This window comes from Mycobacterium colombiense, assembly GCF_003284935.1.
Lineage (GTDB): Bacteria > Actinomycetota > Actinomycetes > Mycobacteriales > Mycobacteriaceae > Mycobacterium > Mycobacterium arosiense_A.
Genome location: NZ_QMEV01000044.1, coordinates 1 through 20435 on the forward strand (window position 1 = coordinate 1; position 20435 = coordinate 20435).

The following is a 20435-nucleotide window of genomic DNA, read 5'->3' on the forward strand; positions in this document are numbered from 1 at the left end:
TCATGTACCCGTCCATCGGCACCAACTGCCTGGCGGACGGCACCAGCGCCATCGCCACCGCGCTGTCGGTGGCGGGGCCGGCCAAGATTCCGCTTCCCGGCCCGGGGCCCGGTCAGACCGCCTACGTGTTCACCGCGGTCGGCACGCCCGGACCCGCCGAGGTGCAGAAGTTGCCGCTGAATGTCACCTGGGTGAACCTGACCACCGGCAAGTCGGGGACGGTCGCACTCAAGCCGCGCCCGGATATCAACCCGGAGGGGCCGACGACGCTGAGCGCGATCGCCGACACCGGCTCGGGCAGCATCATGTCGACGATCTTCGGGCAGGTCACCACCAAGGAAAAGCAGTGCCAGTTCATGCCCACCATCGGCTCGACGGTGGTGCCGTAGCAGACCGCACCGCCTCACCGCCGCGAACGCGCGTGTCCCGACCGCGGGGCACGCGCGTTCTCGTCAGTACGCCATGAACAGGATGGCGTCGCGGTCGTACTCGAGGCCAGGATGATCGCTGGCGAGGTGCGCCTGGGTCAACTCGACCAGTTCGTCCTCGTCCTTGCCGACGATGGCTTCGCCGCACGGACACGTCAGGTGTGTCTTCACGTTGCCGCCCTTCCCTTCTGTTGACCTGCTACTTCGCCGCTTTGGCTGCCGCTTTCATCTGCTTTTTGTACGCGCGCACTTTCCCCATCGACTGGGCATCGACGATATCGGCGACGGAGATGTGCGCGCCGGCCCGGCCGAAGTCGCCCGCGGCGGCGCGCCAGCCCTTCGGCGTCACGCCGTACTGCTTGCCCAGCAGTGCCAGGAAGATCTTCGCCTTCACGTCCCCGAACCCCGGCAGTCCCTTGATCCGCCGCAGCAGCTCGGTTCCGTCGGGGTCGCCGGCCGTCCACAATCCGGCCGCGTCGCCGTCGTAGCGGTCCACGATGATCTGCGCCAGCGTTTGGATGCGCTTGGCCATCGACCCCGGAAAGCGGTGTATCGCAGGGCTTTGCGAGCACAACGCGGCGAACTTGTCCGGGTCGTAGTCCGCAATCTCGGCGGCCGAAAGGTCCGGGAAGGTGCCCATCCGGTCCGCGATCTTCTTCGGTCCGGCGAACGCCGTCTCGAAGGGCACCTGCTGGTCCAGAACCATCCCGATGAGCAACGCCAACGGACTGTCGTCCAGCAGCTGGTCGGCTTCAGGATCTTGAGCGAGACAAAGTTTCACCGTCAACGATCTTCCTTTCGCGCAGCACCCTGGGACCGGGGACCCATTGGTCGCAAGATTACTCACCAGCAATCACCGCGATATCGTGGCGTGGTGGTGGATGAGGCCAGACTGGCACTGCTGCTCGCCCGCGACGAGCTGCATCAGCTCGTCACCGCCTACTGCCGAGCCGTCGACCGCGCCGACTACGACGCCCTTCGCGCCCTGTATCACCCCGACGCCACGGACTCGCACGGCTCGTTTTCTGACGGCGGCGTCGAACAGTTCATCGCGCAACTACAAGCGGCCGAACCGTATGTGCTTGTCTCCCAACACAACATCACCACCACGAACTTCGTGGTCGAGGCCGACGCGGCCCGCGGCGAGATCTACTGCCTGGTGTTCCACACCTTCGCGGGCCCCGAGCGCAACGTCGACGTCATCATCGGCGGGCGGTACCTGGACACCTACGCCAAACACGAGGGCCGCTGGAAGTTTCGTCAACGCACCATCGTCGCGGACTGGGCATACCAGAACGACCCGTCCCAAGTGAACTTCGAACACCCCAGCACGCGAGGAAGCCTGCGCGGAAAACCCGGCCAGGCCGACCCCTCGGTCGGGCTGTTCACCGCGCCCCACTGCTGAAGCCCGTCAACGGGATCCGGCCACCGCGGCCGGGGATCGTCAGCCGCTCTTGCGGCGAAATTCCCGGCGGTTCCCCACCGCGCCGTGCGCCCGCGATTGCTTGCCGGCGCCGTCCTTGTGATCGGACCCGCTCGACGATTTGGCCATCTTGCGGTCCAGGGCTTCACGGAATTTGCGCTTGGTGTCGTCGTCCGACGCGGGCGATCCAGCAGCCCCCGACTCCGAGGACGTTGAACCTTGCGGAGCATTCGATGCAGCCATAGGGGGCAGCCTAGCCGGGGTTTGGCGAAACGGTTCGGTAGCGGCGCGGTTACCGCATGCCCGGCGGCATGCCGTAGACGTGCGAGATCGGCAGCGTCAGCAGCACCCGCCGGTCGGTGACCATGGCTTGGCGGTATTCGTCCCAGTCCGGGTGCTCACCGGCGATGTTGCGATACAACGCGATCAGCGCCTCCACGGTGTCGTCGTCGGGCGCGGCCGCCGGCGGCGTCAGCTCGGCGGTGCCCTCGGCGACGGCATACGACCAGCCGTCGTCGGCGTCGACCAGGATCGAGGCCCGCGGGTCCCGACGCAGGTTGCGGGTCTTGGCGCGCGGCTCGGTGATCGACACCTGGATCGCCACGGCGCGCGGGTCGAAGTGATAGCTCACGTTCGACAGCTGCGGCCGCCCGTCGCGCTTGATGGTGGCCAGCACCCCGAGGGAATGTCCACTGATCAAGGCCAGCAATTTGTCGTCGAAGACTTGGCGTCCCATGACGAAAGCCTACGTCGCACCCGGCCGGGCGGCCCGGGATAGTCGTTGCGCGGCCGACCTGGTGGAATCGGGGCATGACCAAATACACGGCGTTCCTGCGTGGCGTCAACGTCGGGGGCGTCAACCTCAAGATGGCCGACGTGGCGGCCGCGCTGACCGACGCCGGGTTCACTGGGGTCCGGACCATCCTGGCCACCGGCAACGTGCTGCTGGAGTCGGCCGCCGGCGTGGCGTCGGTGCGCAAGAAGGCCGAAGCCGCGCTGCGCGACCGGTTCGGTTACGACGCGTGGGTGCTGGCCTACGACCTCGACACGGTGCGCGCCGTGGTCGACGCCTATCCGTTCGAGCGCGAGGTCGACGGCTATCAGTCCTACGTCACGTTCGTCGCCGACAAGGCCGTGCTCGACGAGCTCGCCGCGCTGGGCGAGGAGGCCGGCCCGGACGAGAAGATCCGCCGCGGTGACGGCGTGATCTATTGGCAGGTGCCCAAGGGCGCCACGCTGGACAGCAGCATCGGCAAGACGATGGGTAAGCCGCGCTACAAGTCGTCGACCACGACGCGCAACCTGCGCACGCTGGACAAGGTATTGCGCTGACACACCGACGAGTAAACAGCCCGAGCGCCAAGGGTTTTCGATGCCGACCGCGCCGGCTTCACTCGTCGGGCACCGCTTCGATGTAGCGCACCGCGTCGGCCTTGTCCAACCCGAGTCCGCGCGCAACGCGGACGTACTCGCGGGCCGCGGCGGCCATCGCGGCGTCGGTCGGGTCATAGCGCGCGATGAAAGTGCCGAAGCGGCCCCGGGTTTCGATGATGGCGGAGGTTTCCAGCTCGCGGTAGGCGCGCGCCACCGTGTTGACGGCGACGCCGAGCTGGCCGGCCAGGTCGCGCACGGTGGGCAGGCGGGTGCCCGGCGGCAAGGCGCCCTCGCGAACCCCCTCGATGACCTGCGTCCTGAGCTGGTCGAACAACGGCTTTCCCGCCTTCATGTCGACCTTCAACCAGTCACCGAGCTCCACCCGTCCAGTATCACCCACCCCCGGCTATCTTGGTGGGATGCGAGTAGCGGTGCTCAGCGGCGCGGGTATTTCCGCGGAGAGCGGCGTGCCGACCTTCCGCGATGACAAGAACGGATTGTGGGCCCGTTTCGACCCGTACGAGCTGTCCAGCACGCAGGGGTGGCGCGACAACCCGCAGCGCGTCTGGGGCTGGTATCTGTGGCGCCACTATCTGGTCGCCGATGTCCAACCGAACGCGGGTCATCGCGCGATCGCCGCCTGGCAAGACGAGGCCCAGGTCAGCGTCATCACCCAGAACGTGGACGACCTGCACGAGCGCGCGGGCAGCCGGTCGGTGCACCACCTACACGGCAGCCTGTTCGAATTCCGTTGCGCGCGTTGCGCTGTGGCCTATTCCGGGGCGCTGCCCGCGATGGCCGAGCCGGCGCTGGAGGTGGACCCGCCGGTATGCCACTGCGGCGGGTTGATCAGACCGGACATCGTGTGGTTCGGCGAACAGCTGCCCGACGAGCCGTGGCGGCGCGCGGTGGAGGCGACCGAGGCCGCCGACGTCATGGTGGTGGTCGGCACCTCGGCGATCGTCTATCCGGCGGCCGGGCTGGCCGAGTTGGCGCTGTCCCGCGGCACCGCCGTCATCGAGGTCAACCCCGAGGTCACCCCGCTGTCGAGCAGCGTGACGATCAGCATGCGCGAGACGGCCAGCCAGGCGCTGCCGGGGTTGTTGCAGCGGCTACCGGCCCTGCTGAGCTGATCGGGCCGTCCGGTCTCAGGGCCGGCGCGCGCGGCCGAGCAGCAACTCCGAGACCGGCATCGGCGCCCAGGCCGGCAACGTGAACTCCCGCCGCGACGTGTCGACTTCGAAGCCCGCCGCGACGATCGAGCGCTCGGTGTCCCGGTGCGTGTGGCAGTTGCCGAACAGCCGCGGCCACACCGTCGCATCGACCAGACGCTGAAAGCGGCCCCGCGCGCCGGCACTGGCGACGTGCTCGAGATACCGCAGCTCCCCGCCCGGCCGCAGCAACGAAAACAGCCGCCGCAGAACACTTTCGGGGTCGCGTACCGAGCACAGCACCAGCGAACACACCACCGCGTCGAACGGCTCGGTGCCGCTGAACGTTTCGGCCGTCTCGCCGGTGACGATCACCCGCACGGGCACCGCCTGCGCCGCCGCGCGGGCCTGCGCCGCCAGCCGCGGTTCGGGTTCCATCGCGATCACCTCGTCGACGGAGTCCGGGTAGTGCGGAAAGTTCGTGCCGATTCCCGCGCCGACTTCCAGCACCCGGCCGGACAGGCCGGCCAGGTTCTCCCGGCGCATCGCCCGGATCGACTCGGCTTCATGGGTGGCGACGACCGGCCAGACCCGCGCGAAGAAGGGGTTGTCGACCACCATTGTCATACCGTTGCGCACCTTCCGACTCGCTTGTGCCCCACACTAAGTTGCCGACGACCCGCCGGTCGGCCTTAACCGATATTGGGTACCGGCTCGGCGACCACCGGCGCGGGGAGCTCGACGGGGTCAGCGACCGGCGCGAGGTGATCCACGGTTTCGTCGGCCGCTCCCTCGCTGATCCCGAACCGGTCGTGCAGCCACGCCAGCGGCCTGGGCGCCCACCAATTCCACCGGCCCATCACGTGCATGAAGGCCGGCACGACCACCATCCGCACTAGGGTGGCATCGGCGAACACGGCGAGCGTCAGGCCGAGGCCGAACATCCGCATGAACGAGACGTGGGCCGCGATCAGCGCGGCGAAGGACATCGACATCACCAGGGCGGCCGCGGTGATCACCCGGCCGGTGCGGGCGACGCCGAGCGCCACGCTCTCGTCATTGGCGGCGTGGGCCTGTTTCGCGGTCGGTTTCGCCGGCCGGGCGGCGCCGGACGCCAGCCAGTACTCGCGGATCCGGGAGAGCAAAAAGACCTCGTAGTCCATGGACAGCCCGAAGGCGATGCAGAACAGCAGCACCGGCATGTTGGCCACCAGCGTCCCGCTGGGCGTGGTTCCGAGCGCACCGAGATGGCCGTCCTGGAAGATCCACACCAGGGCGCCGAAGGCCGCCGTCAGCGACAGGAAGTTGCAGGCCAGCGCCTTGGCCGGCAGCAGCACGCTGCCGGTGAGCAGGAACAGCAACACGAAGGTGATCGCCGCCATCAACCCCAGGACCAGCGGCAGCCGGTCGGTCACGGCGTCGACGCTGTCGCGGTTGACCTGTGCCACCCCGCCCATCTCTACGGACCGGCCCGCGGGGCCGGGCACCGCGTGCAGCCGCCTGAGCTGGGCGTCGTTCGCCGTCGAAAACAGCGGCGCGGTGCTGCTGACGGTCAGAAAGGCGCTGCCGCCGGCCAGCCCGGTGGGCCCGGCGGGCGGTCCCACCCGGTTGCCGGCCGCGAAGGTGCCGGCGGGGGCGGACACCGACGACACGTCGGCGACCCGGGACAGCGCGGCGGCGTAGGAGTCGAAGTCCGTGGGATTCAGGCCGGCGGCGTCGGGGATGACGACGGGCACCGACGTCGCCGAGTCGTGCGCGAAATCGTTGCGTAGCCGATCACCGACCTGATGCGCCGACGCCGACCGCGGCAGCACCCGGTCGTCGGGGAAACCCCACGTCACACGCAGGAACGGATACCCGAGCAGCAACAGCAGGGCGACGACGGTCAGCCCGATCGGGGCCCAGCGGCGCATCACGAACTTGGTGGACCGGTACCAGAAGAGTTGCTCGACGGGCTTGTGCATCGGTTCGGGACGCCGCAGCATTCGCCGCATGAACCGGCGCACGTCGAACGCGTCCAGCCTCGGCCCCAACAGGACGATCGCGGCCGGGGTGATCACGATCGAGGCGGCCGCGACGAAGGCAACGGTGGCCACGCCGGCGTAGGCGAACGACTTGAGGAAGTACATCGGGAACGCCACCGTCGCCGACATCGACAACGCCACGGTGACCGCGGAGAACAGCACTGTGCGGCCGGAGGTGGCCATGGTCCGGATGAGCGCTTCTTCCCGGTCGTGGCCCTCGGCCAATTCGTCGCGGTAACGGCTGACGATCAGCAGGGTGTAGTCGATGGCCAGGGCCAGGCCTAGGGCGGTGCTCAGGTTGAGGGCGAAGATCGAGACTTCGGTGGTGAAGGTGATGAGGCGCAGCACCGACATCGAACCGACCACGGCCAGCGCGCCCAGCGCCATCGGCAACGCCGCGGCCAGCAGCCCTCCGAACACCCAGATCAGCACCAGGAAGCTCAGCGGGAGCGCGATCATCTCCATCACCAGCAGGTCGGCCTGGTTCTGCGTGTTGATCTGCGCGTACTGCATCGCCGCGCCGCCGGCGCGGACGGTGACGCCGTCGCGGTCGTGGATGTACTGGTCGGCCAACGTCTGGGCGTTGCTCTGCGCGTAGTTCTCGCCGCCTTTGAGGTTGACCACGACGAGTCCGGATTTGCCGTCGCGGCTGACCAGGTCGGCCGCGGCCTGGGGCGGGACGGTCCACGGCGACGAGACGTTGTAGACCAGCGGGGACCGCCGCAGCTGGTCGACGAGGTCGGTACCCACCTTGCGCGTCTGTGCGCTGTCGCTGCCGTCGGGGGCGGTCACCAGAATCAGCACCTGCTGGCCGCTCTGGCCGAACTTGTCGCTCAACACGCCGATGGCGTGGGCCGACTCCGAGTCCGGGTCTTGGAAACCACCCGGCGACAAGCTCTTGGCGACCGGGACGCCGAAGATCGCGGCGGCGATGAACACCAGGACGCCGGTCGCGAGGATGCGGCGGGGCGCCCTGATGGCGACTCGGGCGATTTTTTGCAGCATTGTTGAGCCCTTCCGCTGCCGGTGCCCCGTTGCGCTGGCCGCTGGCGTGTCCGCGTCAACGTAACAAACGCTAGTTTCCACGCGTCGAACAGTGTTCTCTCTAAAGACGGAATCGGCCGCCCCAACCGTTCAACGCCGCGTTTTAAACCGCTCCGACAATAAGAGTCCGGCCAGAAAAATGTGTCGCAACTAAGCAGCTCACGGGCCAAATCGGGGCGCGGCCGCCGGTCAACCTACCCGCGGGTAAATTGCCAAGGTTTTCCGAATCGTGACTCAAAGATTCCTTAATGGTGGCCCATACGCTCAGTGTCATGTGGATCGACGACACAAGTGCCGACGTCATCAAAGTTGACTTCGAAGCCCTCTACCACGGCGACGTCCTGGTCGAAGGCGAGACCTCGGAGCAGTTCGACGAACTGCAAGCCGCGAGCTGAGGCAGACCATGAGCATGCTCGCACGCCTGTTGATGGCCGAACCCAACGTCAGTCGATGGTTCCGCAAGTAATCATTGAGCCTGGTAATGAAAGCCCCCCGCAGATGCGGGGGGCTTTCGCTTTGCCGGACGGACCGCGGCTCAGCGCGGCGCCATGCGAATGGCGCCATCCAGGCGGATGACCTCGCCGTTGAGCATCGGGTTCTCGACGATGTGGACGGCCAGGGCGCCGTATTCGTCGGGATCACCCAGTCGCGCGGGGTGCGGCACCTGCTTGCCCAGCGACGCCTGCGCCTCCTCGGGCAGCGATCCCAGCAGCGGGGTCTTGAACAGGCCCGGCGCGATGGTCACCACGCGGATGAGCTCGCGCGACAGGTCGCGCGCGATCGGCAGGGTCATCCCGACCACGCCGCCCTTGGACGCCGAGTAGGCGGCCTGGCCGATCTGGCCCTCGAAGGCGGCGACCGAGGCGGTGTTGATGATGACGCCCCGTTCCTCGCCGATCGGTTCGGTCTTGGCGATGCGCTCGGCGGCCAGGCGCAGCACGTTGAAGGTGCCGATCAGGTTGACCCCGATCACCTTCTTGAAGCCGTCCAGCGGGAACGGCCCGTCCTTGGACAGGGTCTTGATGGCGTTGCCGATGCCGGCGCAGTTGACGTTGATGCGCAGCGTGCCCATCGACTCGGCGGCGTCCAGCGCCTTGCCGACCGCGGCCTCGTCGGTGACGTCGGCCTCGACGAATCGCGCGCGATCCCCCAGCTCGCGGACCGCGTCTTCACCGCGCAGGTCGATGACCACCACCTGAGCGCCGCGGTCGAGCAGTCGCTTGGTGGTCGCCAGGCCCAGGCCCGACGCGCCCCCGGTGACGACGGCAACGGCGTCTTTGATCTCCATTCGAGTCCTTTCCTGATTCCCTGGATTCCAGCCAACTGGTTGGTTGGGGACTATACCCAGTCGTTGAGTACCGCCTCGGCGTCGGTCGCCGGCGCCGCCGGACGTGGCGTCTCCGGCGCGGTGCGGGAGAACCGCGGCGCCGGTAGCGGCTGCAGTCCCCCGTCGACTTCGTAGAAGGTGTTCCGCTCGGTGATGTGCGGCTCGGTCTGCACCTCGCCGAACGCCAGCACCGGCGTCACGCACGCGTCGGAGTCGGCGAACACCTTGGCCCAGTGGTCGCGGTCCTGGCTGGCGAACTTCTCGGTGAGCACCGCGCGCAGCTCGGGCCAGCGGCCGACGTCGTTCTGCCCGGGCAGGTCGGCGCCGTCCAGGCCGAGGCCGGTCAGCATGGCGGCGTAGAACTGCGGCTCGATGGCGCCGACCGCGACGTAGCGCCCGTCGGCGCATTCATAGGTGTCGTAGTAGGGCGCGCCGCCGTCGAGCAGGTTGGTGCCCCGGGCGTCGGTCCACATGCCCGAGGCCCGCATCTGCCACATCATCTGGATCAGCACGCTGGAGCCGTCGACCATCGCGGCGTCGACGACCTGCCCCTTGCCCGAGGTCTGCCGCTCCCACAGCGCGGACAGGATGCCGAGCAGCAGGAACATCGAACCACCGCCGAAGTCACCCACCAGGTTCAGCGGCGGGACCGGCCGTTCGTTCGCCCGGCCGATGGAGTGCAGGATGCCGTTGAGCGAGATGTAGTTGATGTCATGACCCGCCTGCTGGCTGCGCGGGCCGGTCTGGCCCCAGCCGGTCATCCGCGCGTACACCAGCCGGTCGTTGACCTTCGCGCAGTCCTCGGGACCCAGGCCGAGCCGCTCGGTGACGCCGGGGCGGTAGCCCTCGATCAGCACGTCGGCCTTGGCGATCAGCTTGAGGACGAGGCCGCGGCCCTCCTCGGATTTCAGGTCGGCGGTCACCACCCGCCGGTTGCGCATCATGGCGTCCTTCGCGACACCACCGGGACCCGAGGACGGGCGGTCGATGCGCACCACGTCGGCCCCCAGATCCCCGAGGATCATCGCGGCGTGCGGGCCGGGGCCGATGCCGGCCAGCTCGACAACACGCAGTCCCTTCAACGGTCCAGCCACGATCCACCGACCTTTCGTCCGCATTGACGCCGTCGACCGTTCGCTACCAAACAACCGGTCGTTCGACATCTTCGCAGCCGTGCCGGAAGGCCGCGCACCCCGGTCACTTATGGTGAGCCCATGCCTTCATCCGCGATCGCCTCGCTCGCTCCCGTCGCAGGACTTGACGTCACGCTGTCCGACGGAGTGTTCTCGGTGATCATCAACCGGCCCGACAGCCTGAACTCGCTGACCATTCCCGTGATCACCGGCATCGCCGACGCGATGGAGTACGCGGCCACCGATCCCGAGGTCAAGGTGGTGCGGATCGGCGGCGCCGGGCGCGGCTTCAGCTCCGGCGCGGGCATCAGCGCCGACGACGTCTCCGACGGCGGCGGCGTCCCGCCGGACGAGATCATCCTCGAGATCAACCGGCTGGTGCGCGCGATCGCCGCGTTGCCGCACCCGGTGGTCGCCGTGGTGCAGGGACCGGCGGCCGGCGTGGGCGTCTCGATCGCCCTGGCCTGTGACGTCGTATTGGCTTCGGAGAGCGCGTTTTTCATGCTCGCCTTCACCAAGATCGGGTTGATGCCCGACGGCGGAGCGTCGGCGTTGGTGGCGGCCGCGATCGGCCGCATCCGGGCGATGCAGATGGCGCTGCTTCCGGAACGGCTGACGGCCGCCGAGGCGTTGTCGTGGGGCCTGGTCACCGCGGTCTACCCGGCCGAGGATTTCGACGCCGAGGTGGACAAGGTGATCGCCCGGTTGCTGAGCGGCCCGGCGGTCGCCTTCGCCAAGACCAAACTGGCGATCAACGCGGCCACGCTGACCCAGTTGGATCCGGCCCTGCAGCGCGAGTTCGACGGACAGTCGGTGCTGCTGAAATCGGCCGACTTCGCCGAGGGCGCAACGGCCTTCCAGCAGCGGCGCGCCGCCAAGTTCACCGACCGCTGAAAGTTGTTGCGCTAATCGGCCGCAACGCTTAGCCCGCTCTAGATGAGGTAACCCTCCCCGTCAGACACCCTGACGAACGACGGAGGATCGATGCCCGAACAGGTGCGGTGCCTGGTGACCGGAGCGACCGGCTATATCGGCGGGCGCCTGGTGCCGCGGCTGTTGGACGACGGTCATCGCGTCCGGGCGTTGGCCCGCAACCCCGACAAGCTGGCGCAGGTGCCGTGGCGACAGCGGGCCGAGGTCGCGCGCGGGGACCTCGGCGATGTCGATTCGCTGAGCGCCGCTTTCGACGGCATCGACGTGGTGTACTACCTCGTCCACTCGATGGGCGCCTCGAAGGATTTCGCCGCCGAGGAAACCCGCGCCGCCGGCAACGTCGTGACGGCCGCGCGGCGCGCCGGGGTGCGGCGGGTGGTGTATCTGAGCGGGTTGCATCCCGAAAACAGCGATCTCTCACCGCATCTGGCGTCGCGCAAGGCGGTCGGGGACGCGCTGATCGATTCCGGTATCGAGACCGTGGTGTTGCAGGCCGGGGTGGTCATCGGCTCGGGGTCGGCGTCGTTCGAGATGATCCGGCACCTCACCGACCGGTTGCCGGTGATGACGACGCCGAAATGGGTGCACAACAAGATCCAGCCGATCGCGGTGCGCGACGTCCTGCACTACCTGGCCGCGGCGGCCACCGCGCCGGTGCCGAAATCGCGCACCTGGGATATCGGCGGGCCCGACGTGTTGGAATACGGCGACATGATGCGGGTCTACGCAGAGGTCGCCGGGTTGGGCAAACGCTACCTGTTCGTGCTGCCGTTTCTGACCCCGGCGATCGCCAGCCTCTGGGTGGGCACCGTGACCCCAATCCCGGGGGGGCTGGCGAGACCACTGGTCGAATCGCTGGAATGCGATGCCGTGATGCGCAATTCGGACATCGACGACATCATCGGACCGCCGCCGGGCGGCCTGAACGGCTACCGCCGCGCCGTCGAGTTGGCGCTCGAACGCGGCGCGCGTGGTGTTCCCGAACCCACGTGGTCATCGCTGCGGTCCGAGCCGGCCGGGGCGCTGCCCACCGACCCGACCTGGGCGGGCGAAATCGTCTACACCGATGTGCGCACGGCCGAAACCGCCCTCGAACCCGACACCTTATGGACGGCCGCGGAGCACGCGGTGAACTCACGGACAACCGACTGGAAGGTCGAGGAGCGCGTGCCGGGAGCCCTGCTGCGGCTGCGTTCCACCAAGCGGGCGCCGGGGCGGGAGTGGCTCGAGATTGCGGTCACGCGGGACGGCGATCGCGGGAGCCGGTATACCCAGCGGTCGGTCTTTCTGCCGAGGGGCATTCCTGGGCGGGTGTATTGGTTCTTCGTTCGGCCCGTCCGCACCGCCGCGATGCGTGCGCTCGCGCGTGAGGTCGTCGGGTCGGCCCGATAGCCGGCGCTAGACCCCGAACATCGGGGGCAGCACGAGCACCATGATCAGCCCCCACACCAGGTGGGTGAGCACCGGCGCCAGGACACCGCCGGTGGCCCGGCGCTCGAACGCGCACACCGTTCCAAGGATGATCGCCGCGAAGCCGAGCATCGGGTTGCCGCTGGCCAGCGTCGCGCAGGTATAGAGAACCGTCGAAATCACGAGCGGGTGGTAGCGGCCCAGGGCGGTGTAGAGCGCGCCGCGGAAAAAGAGCTCCTCGGCGACGCCGTTGATCAGCGTGATCGCCACGATCACCGGATACCACCCGTGGTGGGCGTAGAGCAGGACCCGGGTGATCAACTCCGCCACGGGCGTGATCTGCCGCGCGATCGATCCGCCCACGATGAACGCGCCGCCCACCAACAGGCCGATGCCGGTGCCGGTGATGACCGGCCGCTGGTTGCGGCCGCGCCAACAGATGCCGCCCAGGTGCAGCGGCCCGGAGATCAGCGCGCCGGCCGTCCACACCCCCGCGAGCAACAGGGTCAGCCAGTAGAAGCTCGCATCCCCCGGATGCCGCCGCAACGAGAACCCGAGCACCGCGGCACCGAGGACCACCGTGATGGCCACGATGACGCGGCGGCGCCGCACGATGGCCGGCGACTCATTATGGGGGACCGCAACATTGGTGACCGCACGGCGAAACTCGGTGAGGACGCCGGTCTGGTATGGGCTCGTCGACTGACTCATGCGGGACGCACCTTCGGGGTCAGGGCGATCAGGATGTCGAGGCCGGTGCGGACGGCTCCGGCCACCGGTCCGGGGACCCGGTTCACCAGTCCCAGGGTCGGCCGCACGACGGGTGGGGTGACTCGACGGGCGAGCCGGCGGATGCGCAGCGCGTCGCCACCCGCCCAGGCGGGATCGGTGTTGGCGAGGTGGTGCGGGTCGGCCAGGGCGTTGACCGGACGCGGCCGGTGCTTGGACTGGCCGGCCAGGGCCAGGGCGATGGACTCGTCGATGCCGAGTAGGCCGCCGGGCGGGTCGGGAACGCGATCGCGCAGGCTGCTGGCCGAGGCCACCATCGGGTGGTCGAGCGATTCGACCAGGTCGCCCGCCAGCCCCGGCGGCACGGGCAGCGCGACGCCGGTGATCAGCGACGCCAGCGTGGTGTCGATCCTGCCGACCGGCAGCCCGGTGTGCCAGCGCCCGGAGACGCGCGCGTACGCCTTGAGCAGGTCGCGGTAGGACGTGGTCTCGGGCCCGGCGATGTCGTATGCGCCGGCGGGCACCAGGTCCGGGTCGGCCGCGGCGACGAGATAGTGCAGCACGTCGCGGATGGAGATGGGGTCGATCGGGTTGTCCATCCAGCTCGGGATGGGAATCAGCGGGAAACGGTCGCCGACGTAGCGCATCATCTCGAATGACGTCGAGCCGGCGCCGATGATGATCGCCGCGCCCAGCCACACCAGCTCGGGGCCGTCCGGGAGGGTGAGCGCCTCGGCCACCTCGGCGCGGCTGGTCAAGTGCTCGGACAGGTCTTCGTCGGCGGGCACGAAGCCGCCCAGGTAGACGATGCGGCCCACCCCGGCGTCGCGGGCCGCCGCCGCGAAGTTTGTCGCCGCAGTCTTGTCGGCATCGCGAAAATCCGGCTGACCGATCGCGTGTACCAGGTAATACGCCACGTCGACGGGCCCGCAACCGGCGAACGCGGCGGCCAGCGACGCGGGGTCGGCGGCATCCAGCTTCACCGGTGTGACGTCGTCGAACCAGCCGAAACGGTTGAGGCGCGCCGGGTTTCGAGTCGCGGCCGCCACCTCGTGCTGATCGGCCAGCAGCGCGCTGACCAGGCGCGATCCGACATAACCGGTGGCACCGGTGACCAGAGCCCGCATACCCCGACCCTAACCGGACGACGCCGCGCGGTGCGCGCGGCGTGCGCAGGAGTCGGGCAATCGCGCGAAGTGGGGCGCCCACGCGGTGTTCACCTGAACCAGCGGCGCGGCGGCACCGTCACCTGTACATGGTCGCGCTGAAGAATCCGTCCGTTGCCGGCGTTGCGGTGAAGTTTCCACCCCATCGCTATACCCAAAGCGAAGCCATCCGCGCGCTCACCGACATCGCCGGTCCGGACTTTCGGCGTTTCGCCTCGAGCAGCGGGGTCGAATTCCGCAATACCGCGCTGCGGCTGCCGCGCTACCGCGAGCTGAGCGGATTCACCGAGGCCAACGACGCCTATCTCGAGGTCGCGCTGGACCTGGGCGAGCAGGCGCTGGAGGCCGCGCTGGACGAGGCCAAGGTCAAGCCGTCGGAGCTCGACATCGTGTTTTCCACGACGGTCACCGGGCTGGCGGTTCCCACGCTGGAGGCGCGGCTGGCGACGCGGGTGGGGCTGCGGCCCGACGTCAAACGCGTGCCGCTGTTCGGCCTGGGCTGTGTGGCCGGTGCGGCCGGCGTCGCGCGCATGCACGACTACCTGCGGGCGTTCCCCGATCACACGGCCGCGTTGCTCGCGGTGGAGCTGTGCTCCCTGACCGTGCAGCGGCAAGACCGGTCGGTCGCCAATCTCGTTGCCACCAGCCTGTTCGGGGACGGGGCGGCAGCGGTGATCACCGAAGGGGCCAACCGCGCCGGCCGGGAACACACCGGTCCCCGGGTGCTGGCCACCCGCAGCCACCTCTATCCCGATACCGAGGACATCATGGGCTGGAAGATCGGCAGCGACGGCTTCCGGATCGTGCTGTCCGCCGACGTCGCCACCATCGCCGAGAAATACCTGGGCGACGATGTCCGCGATTTCCTCGCCGACCACGGCCTGACCCCGCGCGATGTGACGGCCTGGGTGTGCCACCCCGGCGGACCGCGGGTGATAGAGACCGTCGAGAGCGTCCTGGACCTCCCCCCGGGCGCTCTCGACCACACCCGAAACTCGCTGCGCGAGAACGGCAATCTGTCCTCGGTGTCGGTGCTCGACGTGCTCGCGACCACCATCGGCGATGCGCCCCCGCCCGGCTCGATCGGGCTGATGATCGCGATGGGCCCGGCGTTCTGCTCCGAGCTGGTGCTGCTGGCCTGGTAGCGCTGGGAGAGACTGTAGCCATGTATTACCTGCTGGTGCTGGCGGTCGCGCTCGAGCGCGTGGCCGAACTGGTGGTGTCCACCCGCAATGCGCGATGGTCGTTTACCAAGGGCGCCAAGGAGTTTGGCCGATCCCACTATCCGGTGATGGTGATCATCCACACCGCGCTGCTCCTCGGCTGCCTCATCGAGCCGTGGGCGCTGCACCGGCCGTTCATCGCATGGCTGGGCTGGCCGATGCTCGCGGTGGTGGTGGCCAGCCAGGCGTTGCGCTGGTGGTGCATCACGACGCTGGGCCGGCGGTGGAACACCCGGGTGATCGTCCTGCCGCAGGCGCCGCTGGTGCGTCAGGGCCCCTACCGCTGGCTGCACCACCCGAACTATGTTGCAGTGGTGGCCGAAGGGGTGGCGTTGCCGCTGGTGCATACGGCGTGGCTGACCGCGACCATTTTCACGCTGGCCAACGCCGCGTTGCTCAGGGTGCGCCTGCAGGTGGAAAACTCCGCGTTGGGTTACACGTGAGCGATTACGACGCGGACCTGTTGATCGTCGGCGGCGGCCCGGGCGGGCTGGCCACCGCGTTACACGCCCGCCGCCAAGGACTTTCGGTGATCGTGGCCGAGCCGCGGGACGGCCCCATCGACAAGGCGTGTGGCGAGGGGTTGATGCCGGGCGGCTTGGCCGAATTGACTTCGCTGGGCGTGGATCCCGTCGGCATGCCCTTTCACGGGATCGCGTACGTGAGCGACCGGCGGCGCGCGCAGGCGCGGTTTCGCGGCGGGCCGGGGCGCGGCGTGCGCCGCACCACGTTGCACGCGGCGCTGGCCGCGCGCGCCAAAGAGCAAGACACCGACTGGATCCGCACCCGGGTGACGAGGGTGGCCCAAGACGCCCACGGCGTCTCGGCCGCCGGCGTGCGCGCGAAATGGTTGATCGCCGCCGACGGGCTGCATTCGCAGGTGCGCCGCGCCGTCGGAATCACCGCGACGGCGGGGACGCCGCGGCGCTACGGCGTGCGCTGGCACTACCGGGTGCCGGCGTGGTCGGACTTCGTCGAGGTGCACTGGTCGCGCTGGGGCGAGGCGTACGTGACCCCGGTCGAGCCCGAGCTGGTCGGTGTGGCCATCCTGTCGCGCGGCCGGCCGGACCTGGCGTGGTTCCCGCGGCTGGCCCGCCAACTGCACGGCGCCGCCCCCGGGCAGCCGCGCGGCTGCGGCCCGTTGCGGCAAGTGGTTTCGCGTCGGGTCGCGGGGCGCGTGCTGCTGGTCGGGGACGCGGCCGGCTACGAGGACGCGCTCACCGGCGAGGGCATCAGCCTGGCGCTCAAGCAGTCCGCCGCGGCGGTCGACGCGATCGTCACCGAGAGGCCGGCCTCCTACGAGAAGGCGTGGCACCGGATCACCCGCGATTACCGGCTGCTCACCCGCGCGCTGGTGCTGGCCAGCACTCCGCAGCTGGTGCGCCGCGCGGTGGTCCCGACGTGCGCGCTGCTACCCGCGGTGTTCGGCCGCGGGGTCAACATCCTGGCGGGCTAGCGCACCGTCACCAGCGTCCGTGGTCCGTACGGCTAGCGCGCCTTCCAGACCGGCTCCCGCTTCTCGGCGAAGGCCAGCGGTCCCTCTTTGGCGTCCTCGGACCTGAGCAGGGCCTTCATCTCGCGAATCGTGCGTTCCCAACCCGGTTCGTCGTCGACGACGACACCGTCGTCGACGCCGTAGGCGACCCGCTTGCTGGCCTGCACCGACAGCGGGGCGTTGACGGTGACGCGCTCGGCCAGGGCCAGCGCGGCGTCCAGCACCGAACCCTGCGTAGCGATCTCGTTGATCAGGCCCCATTCGCAAGCGGCGGCCGCGCTGATCGGTTCGCCGGTCAGCAGCAGCTGCATCGCCACCTTGCGCGGCAACTGCTCGACGATGCGAAAGACCCCACCCGCGGCGGCGATCAGCCCGCGCTTGACCTCGGGCAGCCCGAACTGTGCGCGTTCGTCGGCCACCACCAGGTCGCTGGCCAGCGCCAGCTCGGTGCCACCGCCCAGGGCGGTGCCGTTCACGGCCGCGATCGTGGGCTTGTCGATGAAGTGGTGGACGTATCCGGCGAAGCCCCATTCGGGATGGTCGGGGTGGTACAGGTTCTCCCGGCGCGCGATCGCCTTGAGGTCGGCCCCGGCGCAAAAGGACTTGTCGCCTGCGCCGGTGACCACCACCGCCCGCACCTCGGGGTCGTGCTGCGCCTCTTCGAGCGCATCCCCGAGGCCGATGCTGACGGCGGCGTTCACCGCGTTGCGGGCTTCCGGCCGGTTGATGGTTATCACCATCACGTTGCCCCGGCGCTCGGCCAGGGCCCCCTTCTCCAGGGCAGCTTCGCTCACAGCAGTTCCACGATGGTGGCGTTGGCCTGGCCGCCACCTTCACACATGGTCTGCAAACCGTACTGAATTCCCTTGTCCCGCATGTGATACAGCAGTGTGGTCATGATCCGGGCGCCGGATCCGCCGAGCGGGTGACCGAGCGCGATCGCGCCGCCGTTGGGGTTGAGCTTGTTCTCGTCGGCGCCGATGTCCTTGAGCCAGGCCAGCGGAACCGGCGCGAACGCCTCGTTGACCTCGTAGGCGCCGATGTCGCCGATGGACAGCCCGGAACGCTTGAGCACCTTCTGGGTGGCCGGGATGGGCGCGGTCAGCATGATCACCGGGTCGGCCCCGGCCAGCGTCGCGGTGTGCACCTTGGCGATCGGCTTGAGCCCCAGTTCCTTGGCCTTTTCGGCGGACATGAACAGGATCGCCGCCGAGCCGTCAGAGATCTGCGACGAGTTGCCGGCGTGGATCACGCCGTCTTCCTTGAAGGCCGGCTTCAGCGAGGCCATCTTCTCCATCGGCGTGCCGCGGCGGATGCCTTCGTCCTTGAGCACCACGTTGCCGTCCTGATCCTTGATGCCCACGATCTGGTCGTCGAAGGCACCCGAATCCTGTGCGGCGGCGGCCTTTTCGTGCGAGTCAAGGCTGAACTGGTCCAGCGTGGTGCGGTCCAACCCCCACTGCTCGGCGATCATCTCCGCGCCGATGCCCTGGTTGGGGATCTGACCTTCGTAGCGGTCCAGGAAGGCCTGGGGATACGGGCGCCCGCCGTTGGCCAGCGACGCGCCCATCGGTGTCCGCGACATCGACTCGACACCGCCGGCGACGACGACGTCGTAGTGCCCGGCGATGACGCCGGCGGCCGCGAAGTGGATGGACTGCTGGCTCGAGCCGCACTGACGGTCCACGGTCACGCCCGGGACGGTCTCGGGCCAGCCGGCGGTCAGCAGCGCGGTGCGGCCGATGTCGAGGGCCTGCTCGCCGGCCTGCATGACGCAGCCCCAGATGACATCGTCGACCAGGGCTGGGTCGACGCCCGCCTTGTCGACCAGGCCGTTGAGCACCTGTGCGGACAGATCCGCCGGGTGCACCCCGGACAATCCGCCGTTGCGCTTGCCGATCGGTGAACGCACTGCCTCGACGATGACGGCTTCAGCCATGGTCTGTCTCCTTTGAAACGTGGACTTCGAAAAGAGTGGAGTCTTTCCTCGATTGTCAACCAAGGGGTTGGGCGGGCGAAGCCCGGGGTGGTCTTGGCGTAGCCGGCGGCGTCGAGGCCGGCTTCGAACCAGTTTTTTGTTCTCACCGCCCGTGGCGCAGGGCAATAATGGACGAGTGAAGCGGCTCAACGGTATGGACGCGATGCTGTTGTACAGCGAGACGCCGAACCTGCATACACACACGCTGAAGGTCGCGATCGTCGATGCCACCGACTTTGACGGCGAGCTGAGCTTCGACCTGTTCCGGCACACGCTACGTCGGCGGTTGCATCGGCTGGATCCGTTGCGCTACAAATTGATCGACATCCCATGGCGGTTGCATCATCCGATGTGGCTGCAAAACTGCGAAGTGGACCTGGACTATCATTTGCGGCGCGTGGCAGTGCCCGCACCGGGTGGGCGCCGAGAGCTCGACGAGGTGATCGGGCAGATTGCCGGCATTCCACTGGATCGCGACCGTCCGTTGTGGGAGTTCCACTTCGCCGAAGGCATGGCCGATCACAAAGTCGCCATCATCGGCAAGATTCACCACGCCCTGGCCGACGGTGTCGCCTCCGCCAACCTGCTGACCAGGATCATGGACTTGACCGGCCCGGTGCAGGACGACCGCGACAACGACACCGGGTGCACGCCGCCCTCGACGGCGGAGCTGCTGCGCGCCGCCGCGGAGGATCACGTTCGGCAGGCCGCCGCGCTACCCGCATTGATGACCGAGGCGCTCGCCGGCGCACGGCGGCTGCGCCAGCGGACCAGGCAGCGCGGAAGGCAGCCAGACCTTGCCCGCATGTTGCACGCGCCTCCGACGTTCATCAACCACAAGGTCTCTGCGGCAAGGACTTTCGCCACCTCGACCCTGTCGCTGGCGCAGGTCAAAGAGACGGGTAAACACCTGCAGATCACCATCAACGACATGGTGATGGCGATCGCCGCGGGTGCTTTGCGCGAACTGCTCTTGCGCTATGACGGCAGCGCGGACCAACCCCTGGTCGCCTCGGTCCCGGCCACGACGGACAGGTCGCCACAACGGATCAGCGGTAACGAGCTTGGTGGCATGGCGGTGTCGCTGCCGACGCACATCGGCGATCCGCTGGAGCGGGTGCGGCTGACAACGATGAGCACCGCAATCGCCAAGGAGAACAACGAGCTGTTCGGCCCGGAGCTTTATGGCAGATTGATCAGCTACCTGCCGGGCGCCGCGGCCCCTCTTGCGTTCAGATGGTTGGCCCGGCGGAACACCAGAAACAGGCTGTTCAACATCCCGATCTCCAACGTGATGGGGCCGCGTGAACGCGGCCGGTTCGCCGGCGCCCCGGTCAGTGAGATCTATTCGGCCGGGCCGCTGATCACCGCCTGCGCCATCAACATCACCGTCTGGAGCTACGTCGATCAACTCAACATATCGGTGATCGCCGACGATCGCACCCTCGGCGACACCCATGAACTCACTGACGCCATGGTCAGCGCATTCCGCGAAATCCGCACTGCTGCGGGCTTTCCCGATGACATGGCCGTCGTGCAGGGCGCCATGCCGCCCGCCGTTGTCAAGTCGATAGGCTAGCACGATTCCGTCGAACGG

General features: G+C 68.5%; 24 protein-coding genes. 11 read left to right on the forward strand and 13 right to left on the reverse strand.

The window, feature by feature from the left end; genetic code table 11:
- The coding region (locus tag DQP57_RS18285) for an Rv1157c family protein (RefSeq protein WP_430919643.1) at nt 1–389 on the forward strand (389 nt) is incomplete at its 5' end.
- Between the two features lie 63 nt (nt 390–452).
- Here DQP57_RS18285 and DQP57_RS18290 read toward each other — a convergent pair.
- Both DQP57_RS18290 and DQP57_RS18295 read right to left on the reverse strand, forming a co-directional pair.
- Nucleotides 453–599 carry a DUF1059 domain-containing protein gene (locus DQP57_RS18290; protein ID WP_067277197.1) on the reverse strand — a complete coding sequence of 49 codons (147 nt, stop codon included), beginning with the start codon at nt 597–599 and terminating at the stop codon, nt 453–455.
- 28 nt (nt 600–627) lie between these two features.
- Entirely contained in the window at nt 628–1209 is a 582-nt protein-coding gene (locus tag DQP57_RS18295; protein WP_112634180.1) for an HhH-GPD-type base excision DNA repair protein, read from the reverse strand.
- A gap of 90 nt (nt 1210–1299) precedes the next feature.
- Between DQP57_RS18295 and DQP57_RS18300 the strand changes: the two genes are divergently transcribed.
- Nucleotides 1300–1833: a nuclear transport factor 2 family protein gene (locus tag DQP57_RS18300; RefSeq protein WP_112634181.1), complete on the forward strand. Its 534-nt coding sequence runs from the start codon at nt 1300–1302 to the stop codon at nt 1831–1833.
- Nucleotides 1834–1872: 39 nt separating this feature from the next.
- Here the strand turns inward: DQP57_RS18300 and DQP57_RS18305 are convergent, their stop codons facing one another.
- Both DQP57_RS18305 and DQP57_RS18310 read right to left on the reverse strand, forming a co-directional pair.
- The gene (locus DQP57_RS18305) at nt 1873–2094 is read right to left on the reverse strand and encodes a DUF5302 domain-containing protein (protein WP_112634182.1); all 222 of its coding nucleotides are present in this window, start codon (nt 2092–2094) and stop codon (nt 1873–1875) included.
- Between the two features lie 49 nt (nt 2095–2143).
- A complete protein-coding gene (locus DQP57_RS18310; protein ID WP_112634183.1) occupies nt 2144–2587 on the reverse strand; it encodes a PPOX class F420-dependent oxidoreductase in 444 nt (147 codons plus the stop codon).
- Between the two features lie 74 nt (nt 2588–2661).
- Between DQP57_RS18310 and DQP57_RS18315 the strand changes: the two genes are divergently transcribed.
- Nucleotides 2662–3183, forward strand: coding sequence for a DUF1697 domain-containing protein (locus DQP57_RS18315; RefSeq protein WP_112634184.1), 522 nt, complete (start codon nt 2662–2664; stop codon nt 3181–3183).
- A gap of 58 nt (nt 3184–3241) precedes the next feature.
- Here the strand turns inward: DQP57_RS18315 and DQP57_RS18320 are convergent, their stop codons facing one another.
- Entirely contained in the window at nt 3242–3607 is a 366-nt protein-coding gene (locus tag DQP57_RS18320) for a GntR family transcriptional regulator (protein ID WP_066868705.1), read from the reverse strand.
- A gap of 37 nt (nt 3608–3644) precedes the next feature.
- On the opposite strand from DQP57_RS18320, the gene DQP57_RS18325 reads away from it, so the two are divergent.
- Nucleotides 3645–4358, forward strand: a complete 714-nt coding sequence (locus DQP57_RS18325) for an SIR2 family NAD-dependent protein deacylase (RefSeq protein WP_112634185.1) — start codon at nt 3645–3647, stop codon at nt 4356–4358.
- 15 nt (nt 4359–4373) lie between these two features.
- On the opposite strand, the gene DQP57_RS18330 is transcribed toward DQP57_RS18325, so the two are convergent.
- Both DQP57_RS18330 and DQP57_RS18335 read right to left on the reverse strand, forming a co-directional pair.
- Nucleotides 4374–5003, reverse strand: a complete 630-nt coding sequence (locus DQP57_RS18330) for a class I SAM-dependent methyltransferase (protein WP_112634186.1) — start codon at nt 5001–5003, stop codon at nt 4374–4376.
- A gap of 65 nt (nt 5004–5068) precedes the next feature.
- Nucleotides 5069–7405, reverse strand: coding sequence for an MMPL family transporter (locus DQP57_RS18335; RefSeq protein ID WP_205869158.1), 2337 nt, complete (start codon nt 7403–7405; stop codon nt 5069–5071).
- Between the two features lie 311 nt (nt 7406–7716).
- Between DQP57_RS18335 and DQP57_RS27460 the strand changes: the two genes are divergently transcribed.
- A complete protein-coding gene (locus DQP57_RS27460; RefSeq protein ID WP_003878506.1) occupies nt 7717–7839 on the forward strand; it encodes a hypothetical protein in 123 nt (40 codons plus the stop codon).
- Nucleotides 7840–7979: 140 nt separating this feature from the next.
- Here the strand turns inward: DQP57_RS27460 and DQP57_RS18345 are convergent, their stop codons facing one another.
- Both DQP57_RS18345 and DQP57_RS18350 read right to left on the reverse strand, forming a co-directional pair.
- Nucleotides 7980–8732: a 3-hydroxyacyl-CoA dehydrogenase gene (locus DQP57_RS18345; RefSeq protein ID WP_112634187.1), complete on the reverse strand. Its 753-nt coding sequence runs from the start codon at nt 8730–8732 to the stop codon at nt 7980–7982.
- Between the two features lie 50 nt (nt 8733–8782).
- Complete coding sequence (locus DQP57_RS18350; RefSeq protein ID WP_112634213.1) at nt 8783–9865, reverse strand: CaiB/BaiF CoA transferase family protein; 1083 nt, start codon at nt 9863–9865, stop codon at nt 8783–8785.
- Between the two features lie 120 nt (nt 9866–9985).
- Here DQP57_RS18350 and DQP57_RS18355 point away from each other — a divergent pair, with 120 nt between their 5' ends.
- Both DQP57_RS18355 and DQP57_RS18360 read left to right on the forward strand, forming a co-directional pair.
- Complete coding sequence (locus DQP57_RS18355; RefSeq protein WP_112634188.1) at nt 9986–10798, forward strand: enoyl-CoA hydratase; 813 nt, start codon at nt 9986–9988, stop codon at nt 10796–10798.
- Between the two features lie 90 nt (nt 10799–10888).
- On the forward strand, nt 10889–12229 hold the full coding sequence (locus DQP57_RS18360; protein ID WP_112634189.1) for a DUF2867 domain-containing protein: 1341 nt from the start codon (nt 10889–10891) through the stop codon (nt 12227–12229).
- 6 nt (nt 12230–12235) lie between these two features.
- Here DQP57_RS18360 and DQP57_RS18365 read toward each other — a convergent pair whose 3' ends face one another.
- The gene (locus DQP57_RS18365) at nt 12236–12958 is read right to left on the reverse strand and encodes a CPBP family intramembrane glutamic endopeptidase (protein ID WP_112634190.1); all 723 of its coding nucleotides are present in this window, start codon (nt 12956–12958) and stop codon (nt 12236–12238) included.
- Entirely contained in the window at nt 12955–14103 is a 1149-nt protein-coding gene (locus DQP57_RS18370) for an NAD(P)H-binding protein (RefSeq protein ID WP_112634191.1), read from the reverse strand. Before DQP57_RS18370 ends, DQP57_RS18365 begins: the two co-directional genes overlap by 4 nt.
- Before the next feature lie 128 nt (nt 14104–14231).
- Here DQP57_RS18370 and DQP57_RS18375 point away from each other — a divergent pair, with 128 nt between their 5' ends.
- The 3 genes from DQP57_RS18375 to DQP57_RS18385 are packed head-to-tail and all read left to right on the forward strand — an operon-like array spanning nt 14232 to nt 16821.
- Complete coding sequence (locus tag DQP57_RS18375) at nt 14232–15287, forward strand: type III polyketide synthase (RefSeq protein WP_112634192.1); 1056 nt, start codon at nt 14232–14234, stop codon at nt 15285–15287.
- Between the two features lie 20 nt (nt 15288–15307).
- The gene (locus DQP57_RS18380) at nt 15308–15808 is read left to right on the forward strand and encodes an isoprenylcysteine carboxyl methyltransferase family protein (protein ID WP_112634193.1); all 501 of its coding nucleotides are present in this window, start codon (nt 15308–15310) and stop codon (nt 15806–15808) included.
- A complete protein-coding gene (locus DQP57_RS18385) occupies nt 15805–16821 on the forward strand; it encodes an NAD(P)/FAD-dependent oxidoreductase (RefSeq protein ID WP_112634194.1) in 1017 nt (338 codons plus the stop codon). Before DQP57_RS18380 ends, DQP57_RS18385 begins: the two co-directional genes overlap by 4 nt.
- 32 nt (nt 16822–16853) lie before the next feature.
- Here the strand turns inward: DQP57_RS18385 and DQP57_RS18390 are convergent, their stop codons facing one another.
- Together DQP57_RS18390 and DQP57_RS18395 are read right to left on the reverse strand one after the other, a co-directional pair.
- A complete protein-coding gene (locus DQP57_RS18390) occupies nt 16854–17600 on the reverse strand; it encodes a crotonase/enoyl-CoA hydratase family protein (protein WP_430919670.1) in 747 nt (248 codons plus the stop codon).
- 50 nt (nt 17601–17650) lie between these two features.
- Nucleotides 17651–18799 (reverse strand): thiolase family protein, encoded by a 1149-nt coding sequence (locus tag DQP57_RS18395; RefSeq protein ID WP_112634196.1) that lies wholly within the window; start codon nt 18797–18799, stop codon nt 17651–17653.
- Nucleotides 18800–18974: 175 nt separating this feature from the next.
- Here DQP57_RS18395 and DQP57_RS18400 point away from each other — a divergent pair, with 175 nt between their 5' ends.
- The gene (locus DQP57_RS18400) at nt 18975–20417 is read left to right on the forward strand and encodes a WS/DGAT/MGAT family O-acyltransferase (protein ID WP_112634197.1); all 1443 of its coding nucleotides are present in this window, start codon (nt 18975–18977) and stop codon (nt 20415–20417) included.
- Nucleotides 20418–20435 lie beyond the last annotated feature (18 nt).